Below are 12,832 nucleotides of genomic sequence, written 5' to 3'. Positions count from 1 at the left end.
GCATGTAAGCGGATGCCCGGTTTTTTCATGAATTCAAATTGGTTGACGATTGTCGTTGGAGCGCGTATATTTCATTAGGTACACGAAATAAAAAGGCGGGATCACATGTCTGCAATTACAACGGAATTACCTATTGAAAAAAACGATCATGGATTAGCCCACGAAACAAAGATTGTTTTATTATGGAGCTTAACCGTCTGGCTTGTCGTCATGAACACCACGATGTTCAATGTTGCGCTGCCAAGTGTGTTAAATAACCTTAGCTTATCATCTGGAACAGCATCTTGGATTGTATCCGGCTATTCGATTGCCTTTGCTATTTCCACTTTGACATACAGCCGCTTATCCGATTTTATTCCGATCGCAAAGCTGCTCTCTATTGGTTTAATGCTGCTTGGAATCTCATCCATTATCGGGTTTTTCTCAAACAATTTTTATATGCTTTTAACTGCCCGTGTCCTTCAGGCTGCAGGAGCCGGTGCTGTTCCTGGTCTTGCGATGGTTCTTGCAGGAAAATATATTCCCATCTCAAGACGGGGAAAAGCAATGTCTCTTATCTCATCTGCTGCCTCGCTTGGATTTGGTCTGGGTCCTGTTATAGGGGGAGCCATTACACAATATTTAGGCTGGCATTATCTATTTTTGATCACAGGATTTGTTATCCTGCTATTGCCGCTCTTTCAAAAACTTTTGCCGAAAGAAGATGCGAAGCAAGTGCATTTTGATTCTTTAGGAGGCTTGTTGACCGGAATTGGTGTTACAGGCTTGCTGCTGTTTTTATCAACTATGTCAATTCCATTGCTTGCCGGCACAGTTATTCTTTTATTTATTCTCTGGAGACATATTCATAAAGTCGACATCCCGTTTGTCCAGCCGTCCCTTTTGCGCAATCGTCAATATTTAAAATTAGCAGGAGTCGGGTTTTCGGCTTTTATAGTTCATTTTTCAACACTGTTTTTAATGCCTATTATTCTCACAGTTATTTTTGAGAAGGATCCGGCAGCCATTGGAATGATTATCTTCCCCGGTGCGATTTTGTCTGCAGTCGCAGCTCAGTTTATTGGCCGCTTGATTGATAAGTTCGGAAATCTTCCGCTCATCTTTTTTGGTCATGCATTTTTATTGATTTCAACTGTTATTTTGGTGTTTTTCTCAACCATTTCGCCTTATGCGATTTTAATTGCCTATATGTTTATGAGCACTGGTTTTTCAAGCTTGACATCAAGCATTGCAAATGAGGCTACCCGCATTCTTCCGGAAAAAGAAATTGGAGCGGGAATGGGGATGACACAGCTTGTTCAATTTTTTGGGGGAGCGTTCGGTGTTGCCCTCTCCGGTCTGTTTATTGAATGGCAGGAGGGACTATCGCCTAAGCTGATTTATACCAATATTTTTGCAGGACTTGCCGGATTAATTGTATGTTCTCTTGCCGTATTTTTTATGTATTTTCTCAAAAGCAAAAAAGATTTTAACAAGTAAAAGCCCCTCAGCTTAGAGCGGCTTTTTTTTTGCGCAATAAAACGCCTGGATTGTTCCAGGCGTTTTATCATCTTATTCTACAATATCTGTAATTGGCCACCAGTGAAAGCCGTCTTTTTCAAGCATTTCATCTGCTGCTTTCGGTCCCATAGAACCGGCAGCATAGTTAGGAAACTCTGCTTTAGCTGATTCCCATGTTTTTGAAATGGTATCAACATAGCTCCATGAGAGAGAAACTTCATCCCAGTGCGTGAAGTTTGTTGCATCTCCGCGCAGGCCATCATAAATCAATTTTTCATACGCTTCAGGTGTATTGAATTGATCAACACAATTGCTGCAGTAGTCAAGCTTGATCGGCTTTACATAGGATCCGCCGCCTGCTTCTTTTGCATTCAGATGAAGGGTAATTCCTTCATCAGGCTGAATATGAATCACAAGCAGGTTTGGATGCTTGCTGTCAACATCATTTGAATACAGGTTCATCGGCAAATCTTTAAATTGAACAACAATTTTTGTGGATTTCGCGGCCATTCGTTTTCCTGTACGGATGTAGAATGGAACACCTGCCCATCTGAAGTTATCAATCATGACTTTGCCTGCTACGTATGTTTCTGTATTGGATTCCGCATCTACGTTGCTTTCTTCACGGTAGCCGGGAACCGCTGTTCCTTCAGATTCGCCTTTGCCGTATTGTCCGCGTACGAAGTAATCAGGAACATCTTTTTCCGTCATCGGGCGGAGGGCACGCATGACCTTCACTTTTTCAGAACGGATTTCATCAGTTTCGAGCTTAATTGGCGGCTCCATTGCAAGCAGGGCAACCATTTGCATTAGGTGATTCTGAACCATGTCCCGAAGAGCGCCGGAATTTTCATAGTAACGTCCGCGGTCTTCAACACCGAGCACTTCGCTTGAAGTTACCTGGATATTTGAGATATATCGGTTGTTCCAGACAGATTCAAACAATGCGTTTGAGAAACGGATCACTTCTATATTTTGGACCATTTGTTTTCCTAAATAATGATCAATCCGGTAAATTTGATCTTCAGAAAAAGCTTCGCGGATTTCATCATTTAATTCCTGTGCAGAAGGCAGATCATGTCCAAACGGTTTTTCAATCACTAGACGGCTCCAGCCATCTGTTGCCGTTAATCCTTCTTTTTTTAGATTGCGCGCAATCGTTCCGAAGAATTCAGGTGCCATAGCCATATAGAACATGCGGTTTCCCGGAATTTGATACTTGCTGTCCATATCGGAGAGGATCCCTTTTAACTCTAAGTACGAAGATGGATTTGTCACATCAAACGGATGATAATAAAAGTGTGATGCGAACTCTTCTAGCTCTGATGATTTCTTGATCGATGATTGAATCGATTCACTGACATTCGAGCGGAATTCATCATTTGTCCACGGTCTTCTTCCTACACCGACGACTGCAAAATCAGCATCAATTTTCTTGCTGCGGTACAGGCGGTAAATGGAAGGGAAAAGCTTGCGTTTTGCAAGGTCTCCTGTTGCCCCGAATATTACAATTACTGCTTTTGGTTTTTGTTCCGTATTCATGTATTGAACCTCACTTTATATCAGCCGGATTTATTAAAAAAGTATGTAACCTGTTCAAGTACTTAATTTTAATGCTAAAAATGAAGTAAATCAAACATTTAAGATTATTTTCATACATAAGTAGTATGAACCAATTGATTGCAATCCATAAATCGGAAAAAAAGATGAAAGATGAAATGAAAATTGAAAAATAGTTCAAAAACTACTTGTCGCCGGCTATTTTCTGATGTACGATAATTATGAAATTAAATTTAAAAAACATTTCATAACTTGTGGGGTGCAAAATGAGTATCCAATTAAAAGGCGTCAGCAAATCTTATAAAGCAGGAGAAGTAGAGGTTGCTGCACTCAAAGAGGTAAGTTTAACGATCAGCCAGGGTGAAATTGTCGTTATATTGGGTCCATCAGGATCAGGGAAGTCTACACTGCTGAATGTCACCGGAGGAATTGACCGGGCTGATAAAGGAGAAGTGGCTGTACAAGGATTGCAGCTTCATCAGTTAAAAGATAAAGAGCTGACAGCTTACCGGAGAGATCACGCAGGCTTTATTTTCCAATCGTACAATCTGATTCCATCTCTGACGGTCAGGGAAAATGTTGAAGTCGGCTCTGAAATCAGCGGGTCACCGCTGCCGAAAGATGAAATTCTTAAAAAAGTGGGGATGTATGACCATCAGCATAAATTTCCGCACCAATTAAGCGGAGGAGAACAGCAGAGAACAGCGATAGCCCGTGCCATCGTCAAAAACCCAAGCATTTTGTTTTGCGATGAGCCAACAGGTGCCTTAGACGAAGAGACAGGTAAAAAGATTCTGTCGCTGATTCAAGAAGTGAACCGCGCTTATCAAACCACGGTTCTGATCATCACTCATAATCCAGGTATTGCGGATATGGCACATACCGTTTTGAAAATGAAAAGCGGCATGGTCATTGAAACGATAAAAAATGAAGAGCCAATCGAGGCTGAGCAGGTGAGATGGGTATGAAAATCCGTAAAATGGCTGTGCGAGGGATGCGGCAAAAGCCTTTGCAATTTTCAGGAGCTGTTTTTCTACTAGCCATAGCTGTCATGCTGTTTGTCATGCTTTCAAGCTCGATGGCACTGATGGATTCGAGTAATCAATTATTCAGAAAAGACTATAAGCAGGAAGACTTTCAATTTGCTGCAGGCGAAAGGCTCACAAATGGGCAGATGGATGACCTGGAAAATAAGTTTAATCTTGATCTAGAGGAAAGATCCTGGCTTGATGCTGAATGGAAAGAAGGGACTACAGTCCGGTTTCTGTCTCTTCAAAACAGCATGAATCTGCCCTATGTTGTAGATGGAACGCTCCCTGATGAAGAAAATGAAGCTGCGGTTACGGCTGCTTATGCCAATCACCACAGTCTTGATATCGGCGATCAATGGAAAGCCGGCGGGAAAACTTATACTGTAACGGCACATGTGCACTTGCCGGATTACATTTACGGCGTACAAAATGAAAACGATCTGTTTTATGATTCCAAGACTTTTGGTGCAGCATTAATAAGAAAAGCTGATTTTCCGGAAAATCGTCAGGCGCCCGTCTACTACACAGGTCTTTTCAAAAAAGAGGAGCAGCAGACGGCTGAGCTGAAAAAAGCCGTTTCGGCCGTTGTTCCTGTCACAAAATGGACAGATGCTGAGGATAATATCCGGATTTCATATATTGATACAGAGATTGAATCGAATCAGTCATTTGGAACGGTTTTGCCCTTATTTATCGGACTGCTTTCCTTATTCATCGTCGTCCTGATTGTTAAAAGGCAAATTGAGCTTCAGGCTAAACAAATTGGCACTCTTTTAGCATTAGGCTATACACCAAGAGAGATTACTTCTTCCTTTATGGTATACCCTCTTGCTGTTTCTGCTGCCGGCTCAGCCGCTGGAATGGCAATTGGCATACTTGCTTCAAAGCCAATGACAAGTCTGTATACGTCTTTTTATAATCTGCCGATTTTAAAAAGCTTTGCCTTTGATCCGTATACCCTTGTGCTTGGATTAGCAGTGCCGGTTATTGTCATCGGAGCAGCCGGTTTCTTTACGATCCGAAAGACGGCTATAAAACCGCCTCTTCAGCTGCTGAATACTAGACCTGCCTTTTCAAAAAAAGGAACCGTCAGCCTGTCAAAAAGACTTTCCTTTAAAGCTCGTTTCCGATTGAAAATGCTGATTGGCAATCCGTCGAAAAGTTTCGTTCTATTCATCGGAATTCTTTTCTCAGCTATCCTTCTCACGTTTGGATTCATTTCGATGAACTCTATGAATCAGCTTCTGAAAAAGACTTATGAGGATGCTTATCGGTATGAATATGCAGTCTATTATCAGGATTTAAAAACCAATGAAATGACGGGCGAAGACAGTCCGTTTACTGTTTCTGAAGTAACCCTTAAAAGCGGGGACAAAAAGGATGCAAAAACGCAGCTCTATGGAATAGATGCGGATACCTCCATGCTGAAGCTGATTGACAGCAGGGGAGCCGATTTGAATCAAACCTTATCAGACGGAGCTGTTGTCACACAGACGCTGGCTGCTGCAGAAGGTCTGCAAAAAGGGGATTCCGTTACTATCAGCAATCAGTGGACGGAGAAGGAACAATCCTTCAAAATCACCGGCATTGCTGAGATATTCATTGGCCACGCAATCTATCTGCCAAGAGAAGAAGTAAATAGTTTCTTAGATTTGGAGAATACGGCGTACCTTGGAAAATGGACGAATGAAAAACCGGAGGAGAACCTAAACGAACCCATTACAATGATTGAAGACAAACAAGCAATGAAAAAGGTGTTTGAAACCCTGCTTGAGCCTACAAAATATTCAGTCGCAGTCATCAGTTTATTTGCTTTTATAATCGGATTGGTCATCATTTATTTAATTACAAGCCTGATCATGGAAGAAAATACAGTCAATATATCATTGCTTAAAGTCATGGGATATAAGCAAAAAGAAATCTCATCCGTTCTATTAAATGTTTACACTCCCATTGTGATCATTGGCTATATTCTGGGAGTTCCTCTCGCTTTCATCAGCTATAAAGGGCTGATGGCTTCCGTTTCCGAATCAACAAGCTTTTCCCTGCCGATTGAAGCGGAACCGTTCATGCTTATAGCCGGATTTGTAATTGTCTATCTTGCTTACTGGACGTCTCTGCAGCTTTCAAAACGGAAAATCAGAAACATATCGCTTCAGGAAGTTTTAAAGCGTCAGGAATAGAAATGAGAAAAAGGCACTGATTTTGGTGTCTTTTTGTCGGTATAAGCATCTTACTGGCAGGGTGATGGTTCACTTTAAGAAGGCTTCTTACTCATCAGGAGTTAATTCAACTGTTCTATTCTTCTAATAGGCGCGGTAATCCAAGTTTCGCAGGGGACAGTGAGTTTTTAGATCAACGCATGAAAGACACGGGGAACTAATTGTTCTCTGCTCATATAGTTTCTTATAGGAATTCCCTTTTCATTCTTCATATTTTCCTCTAAGTCATGTATTCTAAAAGATAAGAAAACTGGACGAGGTGAAGCCATTTTGGATCTGCTGTTTTTAGGAACGGGTGCAGGAATGCCCGCAAAAGCAAGAAATGTCAGCTCAATCGCACTCCGTCTTTTAGAGGAGCGAAAAGCTGTCTGGCTGTTTGACTGCGGAGAAGCAACGCAGCATCAAATTTTATATACAACGATTAAACCGAGAAAAATCGAGAAAATTTTTATAACACATATGCATGGAGATCATATCTACGGTTTGCCGGGATTTTTGGGAAGCCGTTCATTTCAGGGCGGGGACGAACCTCTGACAATCTATGGTCCAGCAGGAATTAAAGAGTATGTTCAAACATCCCTTGAGCTTAGCTTTACCCATTTAAAATATCCGCTTGAAATCGTTGAAATTGAGGATGGTTTTGTTTTTGAAGACGAGCAGTTTACCGTTCAAGCAAAGAAGCTGGAACACGGGGTTCCTTCATACGGTTACCGGATTACCGAAAAAGATGCTCCCGGAATGCTGCTTGTGGACAAATTAAAAGAAGCAGGTGTTGGGCCGGGTCCTGTTTATAAAAAATTAAAAGATGGCGAAACCGTTCAATTAGAAGACGGCAGACTATTATCTGGCGCTGATTTCCTTGGAGCCCCTAAAAAAGGCAGAATCGTGACAATATTAGGAGATACGAGAACGTGTCCGCAAATCGTGGAGCTTGCAAGAAAAGCAGACTTGCTTGTCCATGAGGCGACGTTCGGAGAGGAAGATGAGCTGCTTGCATCCCAGTATTTCCATTCCTCCACAACCCAGGCAGCAGCTGTTGCTTTAGAAGCAAATGTAAAAAAGCTGGTTCTGACTCATATCAGTGCGCGCTATCAGGATGATGATAAGGGCACACTTTTGCACGAAGCAGCCTCAATCTTTAAAAATACATTGGTTGCTGACGATTTTTCATGTTTTGAAGTGGAGAGAGCACATGACTAAAATTATTTATGCTGTCCGGCATTGTCAGGCGAAGGGGCAGGCTTTTGATGATGAGCTTACAAATGAAGGGCTCATCGATGCTCAAAAACTTGCCTGTTTTTTCAAAGGACTTGAAGTGGATACGATTATCTCAAGTCCTTTTCTCCGTGCTGTTCAAACGGCAGCACCGCTTGCCGAAAAGAAAAAACTTGAACTGAATCTTGATGAACGTTTGTCTGAGCGAGTAATGAGCGGAAAGAGTATGGAGGATTGGAAAGACAGGCTTAAGGATACATTTGACGATCTATCTCTTTCATTCGAAGGCGGGGAGTCCAACCAATCGGGCATGGAGCGTGTTCATTCTCTTCTAGCCGAGATCGCGGCTGCAAAGGAAAATCATACAGTTCTTGTCAGTCATGGGAACTTAATCACTCTGCTGCTGAAATCTTTTGAAGATACTTATGGATACGATCACTTGATGAGCATGACGAATCCCGATGTGTATAAAATTACGCTTAAACAAGTTGGAGAAGCAGACATTCAGAGAATATGGAGTTGACAAAGGAGAGAAGAGCAGATAGAATGATCATATCAAATCGTAATTATTACGTTTTATGATTTTTATAGGAGGAAACATGATATGAGAGTGAACGTAACCCTGCAATGCACGGAGACTGGTGACCGTAATTACATCACAAAAAAGAACAAACGAAATAATCCAGACCGTCTGGAATTGAAAAAATATTCACCAAGACTTAAAAAAGTGACACTGCACCGCGAAACAAAATAACGAATGAGGGAGGAACGGCATCACTTTTTGATGAAGTTCCTTTTTTCTTGCCTGAAAATAGCGAAATACTTCAGATTATTTCCCTCTTATGTTAAAAGGAATACGGCATAAATTCCTAGAATATAAAAATAACAGGAGACATTTGAAGAATGGGGGGATTTGGTGAATAAATACAAAGTATCCTTAGGTTTATTCATTTGTTTTGGTCTGGCCTTTGTTATTTGGTCGATGACAGAAATATCACAATCCTTCGATGAGCCTCTTGAAGCGCTGCAGCATACGAAACATGATATGGAAGTTGTCATTCCAGCCTATAAAATAAATGATGAAGCTCTCTTCTTTTTTATTGACCAAAAGAAACATTTAGGAACGGCCTTTTTAAAAGAAGGAATTTATGGCTGGAAAGCGGGTTCCATCTCAACGAATCCGCTGGCAGATCGTCCTGCAGAAAGTGAACTTTTAAATTATCATTTCTATGGAAACTCTATGATTTATGGCCTTCTCTCTGATGAGAAAGGATCTCTGGAAGTAAAAATAAACGGAGCCGAAGCACGCACGCTCCAAGTAGGCGGCATGCTGGAGCAGGAAATTGCCAAAAAATACAATCTGCAAAATACGGTCCTTTGGTATTATCAGCAAGATGAGCTGGTTCCCGGGGGAGGAGAGGTGAAACTGTTTCAGGATAAAGTGAAGGTTGTAGATGAAAAGGGGTTTTAGCAGAAGGGAAAGAGGGGCTTTTGAAGCGCCTTTTTTTTGACTTTTGCTTACCGGAACATGATAAGAGGTGCTGCCCGTGCTTTTTGTTTTGAGATGCCTGAAATTCGGGTACAAGTCAAACCAAACAGTTTAAAACAGAAAGGAGAAATTTGATGCCTGAAGGGCCAGAAATCCGCCGCGCAGCCGATCAAATAGAAAGGGCTCTGCTTGCTTTGCCAGTCGGTGAAGTGTTTTTTGCATTCGACCGGCTCCGGGAATATGAAGCTTTTTTTACAGGAGCCAGAGTCAAAAAAGTGGAGACCAAGGGGAAAGCCATGCTGATTCGTTTTGATAATGGCTATACGATTTATTCCCACAACCAGCTTTACGGGAAATGGGTGATCAGATCTTCTTATTCTTATCCTAAAACCAACCGTCAGTTGAGGCTTGCTATACATAATGAAAAAAAATCAGCTCTTCTTTACAGTGCATCTGAGATTGAGGTGCTAAAGGACTGTGAAGTATCAGAACATCCATTTATCTGCAAGGCAGGACCAGATATTTTGAATGATGAAATAACCTCCAAACAATTATATGATCGCTTTCAGGAGAAAAGATTTTATCGCCGGAAGTGGACTTCGCTGCTTCTGGACCAAAGCTTTATCGCGGGGGCAGGCAACTATTTGAGAAGCGAAATTCTGTATGTTTCCGGCATTCATCCTGATTATCGGCCAGTTGATTGTACAGATGAGCAATTGCGCAGTGCCTCAAAGGCGATCATTAGCCTCACCCAGCAGTCCTACAGAAGTCAGGGCATTACAAATGACTTGGAGCTTGCTCTGAAACTGAAGGAGCAGGGAGAAAAGAGGTCTGAATACCGTCACTGGGTTTTTAACCGGGAAGGAAAGCCTTGCCGCAAGGATGGAACGGAGATTGAGAAGATGATTGCCGCCTCAAGGCGATTATATTTTTGTCCTTTGTGCCAGAGGAAAGATTAAGATGGATGTGTTAAAAAAAGCAGCCATGACGGCTGCTTTTCAGTTATAAGCTCAATAAATTCTTACCAGCCGCGTGAATATTGCTTAGGTGCTTCAATCTCCGCTCCAAGCTCAACTGCTGCTGTACGGGGCCAATATGGATCGCGAAGAAGGGCGCGTGCAAGGAAAACCAAATCTGCACGTCCGTTACCCAGAATCTCATCTGCCTGTATTCCTGATGTAATGAGTCCCACTGCACCAGTGTCAATCCCTGCTCCTTCGCGGATGCGCTCGGCAAATTTCACTTGATAGCCAGGGAACACTTTAATTTCAGCAGGCACTAGAGCACCTGAGCTGACATCAATTAAATCAACCCCCTGTTCTTTCATCCACGTGCTGAATTCCACATAATCTTCCACATTTAATCCTTCCGTGTGATAGTCTGTCGCGGATACACGGACAAATAATGGACCATCCCAAACTTCTTTTACAGCCTCAATCACTTCATGGAGGAAACGGTAGCGGTTCTCTTTGCTTCCGCCGTATTCGTCTGTCCGCTTATTGGAAAGCGGCGAAAGGAACTGATTAATTAAGTATCCATGCGCCCCGTGAAGCTCAATAATATCGAATCCGGCTTTTTTAGCTCGGATGGCTCCGTCTTTAAAAGCCTGAATGGTTTCTTGGATTTTCTCTTTTGTCATTTCAACAGGTGTTTTGCTTTTCTCGTTGAAAGGAAGAGCAGAGGCGGATACAATTTCGCCCTCAAGAACGGCTTTTCTTCCTGCATGTGCAAGCTGAATGGCTGTTTTTGCCCCGTATTGCTTCATGCCGTCTACAAGCTTTGCAAGACCCTCTACATGATCATCGCTCCATATCCCTAAATCCTGAGGGGAAATTCTTCCTTGAGGAGTGACTGATGTTGCTTCAATCATGATCAGTCCGGTACCGCCGACTGCCCGGCTGATATAGTGCGTCATATGAAAGTCTTCGACCATGCCGCCTTCTCGGTGAGAAGAATACATGCACATTGGAGACATCACGATGCGATTTTTCAGTGTGACATTTTTAACGGTGTATGGTGTAAATAAATGATTTTTCATTTAGCTTTGCCTCCCTGAAGTGAATTTCATAAAAAGTATAACAGCTTTATATCCATACTTCATTTAAGTTGCCTGACACCCTCTTTTAAAAATTGTGAAAATTCTTTAGAATAGAATCAGCATCTATTTAAGGAGGTCTCATCATGAATTCAAAATGGCAATCAAAGCAGCAGCTGACGGAACTATTAACAGGCCTAGTGAACCTTGCAAGCGTTACAGGTTCAAAAGATGAGATTGCACTTGCCCAGCATCTTTATTATGTGCTCAATGATTTTCCTTATTTCAAAGAAAATCCGGACTTTCTGCAGCTCCATCCCTTGGCTGATGGAAGGTATTTTCTGACTGCCCTTGTAAAAAGCGAAAAGCAGACAGACGAAACTGTAATGTTACTAAGTCATTTTGATGTGGTTGATGTAAAAGATTACGGTCACCTGCAGCATTTAGCGTTTCATCCTCACGAGTTAACGAAGGAGCTGCTGAACACTGCTGATCTCCTGCCGCCTCATGTTAAAGAAGATATCGAGACAGGCGAGTGGCTTTTTGGCCGCGGCACTATGGATATGAAAGCGGGTCTTACGGTTCAGCTTGGAATGCTTGAACGTGCAATGAATGGGGAGTTTGAAGGGAATCTTCTTTTGCTGACCGTTCCTGACGAAGAAGTGAATTCTGCGGGAATGCTCGGCGCGGTTCCTGTTTTGACAGAGTTGAAAAACCAATTTAACCTTTCATACCGGGCATGTGTAAATTCTGAGCCCATGTTTTCTAGATACCCAAACGATAAAAATTATTATGTATATAGCGGTTCAATCGGCAAAGTGCTTGCGGGATTTTACTGCAGCGGAGTCGAAACTCATGTAGGAGAGCCTTTTTCAGGATTAAACGCAAACCTTATGGTATCTGAGCTGAATAGGCTCCTTGAACTGAACGGGCGCTACAGCGAAAAAGTCGATGACGAAGTCACACCGCCGCCGATGAACCTGATGCAAAAGGATTTAAAGGAAGAGTATTCGGTGCAAATTCCGCACGAAGCCGTTACGCTTTTTAATATTTTAACAATGAAACGCAGCATGCTTGAACTGCATGGCATGCTCATGAGAACGGCCGAACAGGCGGCAGATAATATTGAGCGCTTTTATGATAAGAAAGCGAAACATTACAGCCAGTCTATATCCTTTACACCCGCATCATATAAGGTAACCGTTATGTCCTATGATGACCTGCTTAAATACGCCGTGATGAAAGTCGGAGAGGCTGAAGTGAACCGGCATATTCATTATTTAAAAGCGAACCGCGGCGATCTGGATGATCGTCATTTCACAAATAAAATCGTCTCTGGCTTATCCGGGTTGTGCAAGGAGCTTGCGCCTTTGATTGTTGTATTTTACAGTCCGCCGTTTTATCCATCCGTTTCATCAAAAGAGGATGAATTTATTCAGGGCATTCTTTCAGAAGTTCAAAGCTACGCGAAAGATCAGTTTCAGATTTCACTCAAAAATCAGCAGTATTTTGCCGGACTTTCCGATTTGAGCTTTCTGCAGATTAAAGAAAGCGAAGAATCCATTCGTGAGCTGACAGACAATATGCCGATTTACGGGGACCATTATCAGCTTCCTCTTGAGGAAATCAAAGCACTGAATATTCCTGTTTTAAATGTTGGGCCGTTCGGAAAGGATCCGCATAAATGGACGGAGCGTCTGCATCTCCCGTATTCTTTTGAAACGTGCCCTGAGCTTCTTTCTTTTACACTAAAGAGGATATTTGAAAAGAAATAGGTGAA

11 protein-coding genes are annotated in these 12,832 nt (G+C 42.2%); 9 read left to right on the top strand and 2 right to left on the bottom strand.

Annotated elements, in window-relative coordinates:
* The first annotated feature begins 105 nt into the window (after positions 1–105).
* A complete protein-coding gene (locus AC3ISE_RS14630; protein ID WP_489221556.1) occupies positions 106–1,479 on the top strand; it encodes an MFS transporter in 1,374 nt (457 codons plus the stop codon).
* A 72-nt stretch (positions 1,480–1,551) separates the two neighbouring features.
* Here the strand turns inward: AC3ISE_RS14630 and zwf are convergent, their stop codons facing one another.
* Positions 1,552–3,042 carry a glucose-6-phosphate dehydrogenase gene (gene zwf, locus AC3ISE_RS14625; RefSeq protein ID WP_489221555.1) on the bottom strand — a complete coding sequence of 497 codons (1,491 nt, stop codon included), beginning with the start codon at positions 3,040–3,042 and terminating at the stop codon, positions 1,552–1,554.
* Positions 3,043–3,326: 284 nt separating this feature from the next.
* Here zwf and AC3ISE_RS14620 point away from each other — a divergent pair, with 284 nt between their 5' ends.
* From AC3ISE_RS14620 to nei, 7 genes are all read left to right on the top strand, one after another.
* Positions 3,327–4,028: an ABC transporter ATP-binding protein gene (locus AC3ISE_RS14620; RefSeq protein WP_489221554.1), complete on the top strand. Its 702-nt coding sequence runs from the start codon at positions 3,327–3,329 to the stop codon at positions 4,026–4,028.
* Complete coding sequence (locus AC3ISE_RS14615; protein ID WP_489221553.1) at positions 4,025–6,274, top strand: ABC transporter permease; 2,250 nt, start codon at positions 4,025–4,027, stop codon at positions 6,272–6,274. Before AC3ISE_RS14620 ends, AC3ISE_RS14615 begins: the two co-directional genes overlap by 4 nt.
* A gap of 309 nt (positions 6,275–6,583) precedes the next feature.
* Positions 6,584–7,513, top strand: a complete 930-nt coding sequence (gene rnz / locus AC3ISE_RS14610) for a ribonuclease Z (protein ID WP_489221552.1) — start codon at positions 6,584–6,586, stop codon at positions 7,511–7,513.
* On the top strand, positions 7,506–8,051 hold the full coding sequence (locus AC3ISE_RS14605; RefSeq protein WP_489221551.1) for a histidine phosphatase family protein: 546 nt from the start codon (positions 7,506–7,508) through the stop codon (positions 8,049–8,051). The genes rnz and AC3ISE_RS14605 overlap by 8 nt, the downstream gene beginning before the upstream one ends.
* Positions 8,052–8,132: 81 nt before the next feature.
* Positions 8,133–8,282 (top strand): 50S ribosomal protein L33, encoded by a 150-nt coding sequence (gene rpmG / locus AC3ISE_RS14600; RefSeq protein ID WP_070876717.1) that lies wholly within the window; start codon positions 8,133–8,135, stop codon positions 8,280–8,282.
* Between the two features lie 162 nt (positions 8,283–8,444).
* Positions 8,445–8,999, top strand: coding sequence for a hypothetical protein (locus AC3ISE_RS14595; protein ID WP_489221550.1), 555 nt, complete (start codon positions 8,445–8,447; stop codon positions 8,997–8,999).
* Positions 9,000–9,151: 152 nt separating this feature from the next.
* Entirely contained in the window at positions 9,152–9,976 is an 825-nt protein-coding gene (nei, locus tag AC3ISE_RS14590; protein WP_489221549.1) for an endonuclease VIII, read from the top strand.
* Positions 9,977–10,038: 62 nt separating this feature from the next.
* Here the strand turns inward: nei and namA are convergent, their stop codons facing one another.
* Positions 10,039–11,055 (bottom strand): NADPH dehydrogenase NamA, encoded by a 1,017-nt coding sequence (gene namA, locus AC3ISE_RS14585; protein ID WP_489221548.1) that lies wholly within the window; start codon positions 11,053–11,055, stop codon positions 10,039–10,041.
* Positions 11,056–11,198: 143 nt separating this feature from the next.
* Between namA and AC3ISE_RS14580 the strand changes: the two genes are divergently transcribed.
* Positions 11,199–12,827, top strand: a complete 1,629-nt coding sequence (locus AC3ISE_RS14580) for a M20/M25/M40 family metallo-hydrolase (protein ID WP_489221547.1) — start codon at positions 11,199–11,201, stop codon at positions 12,825–12,827.
* The last annotated feature ends 5 nt before the right edge of the window (positions 12,828–12,832 follow it).

Source organism: Metabacillus sp. KH_069 (genome assembly GCF_057838075.1).
The sequence above is the reverse complement of the archived record's forward strand: the minus strand, read 5'-3'. Positions and strand labels throughout refer to the sequence as shown.

Bases quoted from the DNA above. Each gene is read 5' to 3' on its own strand.
- AC3ISE_RS14630 (WP_489221556.1), top strand. From the start codon at position 106: ATGTCTGCAATTACAACGGAATTACCTATTGAAAAAAACGATCATGGA.
- zwf (WP_489221555.1), bottom strand. From the start codon at position 3,042: ATGAATACGGAACAAAAACCAAAAGCAGTAATTGTAATATTCGGGGCA.
- AC3ISE_RS14620 (WP_489221554.1), top strand. From the start codon at position 3,327: ATGAGTATCCAATTAAAAGGCGTCAGCAAATCTTATAAAGCAGGAGAA.
- AC3ISE_RS14615 (WP_489221553.1), top strand. From the start codon at position 4,025: ATGAAAATCCGTAAAATGGCTGTGCGAGGGATGCGGCAAAAGCCTTTG.
- AC3ISE_RS14605 (WP_489221551.1), top strand. From the start codon at position 7,506: ATGACTAAAATTATTTATGCTGTCCGGCATTGTCAGGCGAAGGGGCAG.
- rpmG (WP_070876717.1), top strand. From the start codon at position 8,133: ATGAGAGTGAACGTAACCCTGCAATGCACGGAGACTGGTGACCGTAAT.
- nei (WP_489221549.1), top strand. From the start codon at position 9,152: ATGCCTGAAGGGCCAGAAATCCGCCGCGCAGCCGATCAAATAGAAAGG.
- namA (WP_489221548.1), bottom strand. From the start codon at position 11,055: ATGAAAAATCATTTATTTACACCATACACCGTTAAAAATGTCACACTG.
- AC3ISE_RS14580 (WP_489221547.1), top strand. From the start codon at position 11,199: ATGAATTCAAAATGGCAATCAAAGCAGCAGCTGACGGAACTATTAACA.